The sequence below is a fragment of the Cecembia lonarensis LW9 genome (assembly GCF_000298295.1).
GTDB lineage: Bacteria > Bacteroidota > Bacteroidia > Cytophagales > Cyclobacteriaceae > Cecembia > Cecembia lonarensis.
In genome coordinates this window covers 1-890 of sequence record NZ_AMGM01000235.1, presented here as the reverse complement: position 1 = coordinate 890, position 890 = coordinate 1, and the positions used below count along the sequence as shown (strand labels likewise).

General features: G+C 63.6%; 2 protein-coding genes. One reads left to right on the top strand and one right to left on the bottom strand.

Annotation, left to right across the window (positions count from 1 at the left end; all coding sequences use genetic code 11):
* Positions 1-341, top strand: a 341-nt coding sequence (locus B879_RS23945) for a hypothetical protein (RefSeq protein WP_238542228.1), incomplete at its 5' end; no start/stop codon positions are given.
* 14 nt (positions 342-355) lie between these two features.
* Here B879_RS23945 and B879_RS23940 read toward each other — a convergent pair.
* Positions 356-670 carry a DUF503 domain-containing protein gene (locus B879_RS23940; RefSeq protein WP_009187222.1) on the bottom strand — a complete coding sequence of 105 codons (315 nt, stop codon included), beginning with the start codon at positions 668-670 and terminating at the stop codon, positions 356-358.
* Between the last annotated feature and the right edge of the window lie 220 nt (positions 671-890).

Sequence of the window (890 nt, the reverse complement as noted above, 5' to 3'; positions counted from 1 at the left end):
CTGTAACGGGTTGGCCGGCTTCATCTCTGGTTCCAACACCGCGGCAAACTACCATGCTCGCTGCCACACAGGCACAGGCCGCGTCGGCCATGGGTTCCTCGGTGCTGCAAATCGTGGCGGTTTCCAACGTCACCGCCTCGATGGCCACAATGCTCTCGCCTTCACGGATGCTGCTGGCCTACGAGATGGCGATCATGCCGGTGTCATCGGCCGCGGGAGCTCTGCCGAGGCCGGCGCCGCCGAGCGAGCGTGAGATCACAGCATGGATTGCCCCGCGGCTTGGCGGGCTGTTGTTGATCGTGTGCACGCTGCTGGGGTTTGTGACATGGGTGATCCACTAGGCGCCGGAATTGGCTTATTCGTCTTCGGAGGAATGCAGGCGCCGGCGGGCGCTGAGCAATTCTATGTCCGGGCGCTCGGCCACCAGGCGTTCGAGGCCATCAAGCACCTTGATCACGTGCGCTGCATCCGCCGCGACGACTCCGGCCGACACCCCGGCACGCCGGTGTACATCCAGGTTGCCGGTCTCCGCGACGGAGACCTCGAAACGGCGTCTGATCTCGGCCATGAGGGGACGCACCACGGAGCGCTTCCGCTTGAGCGAATGTACATCCCCGAGCAACAGGTCAAATTCGATCCAACCAAACCACATACCTACATGATGCTCCATGAGCAACGTTTTCCCCGGAACAGGGTGCTCTTGCGCCAGCTTTAGCGTGCTGAGTTTTCCGCGATGGCCGCTTCGAGCACCGGGGCCAGGCGCTTGACGCCCTCGCGGATCTTGTCCTCGGGGACGGCGCTGAAAGCCAGCCGCAGCCGATGGCTGGGGGCATCGTCGGGACTGAATGCGGCGCCCGGAATGAAGACCACTCCAGCTTCGATGCCCTTGG

What these genes read in the sequence shown, in the direction of transcription:
- B879_RS23940 (WP_009187222.1), bottom strand. Translation starts at nt 670, where the DNA reads ATGGAGCATCATGTAGGTATGTGGTTTGGTTGGATCGAATTTGACCTG.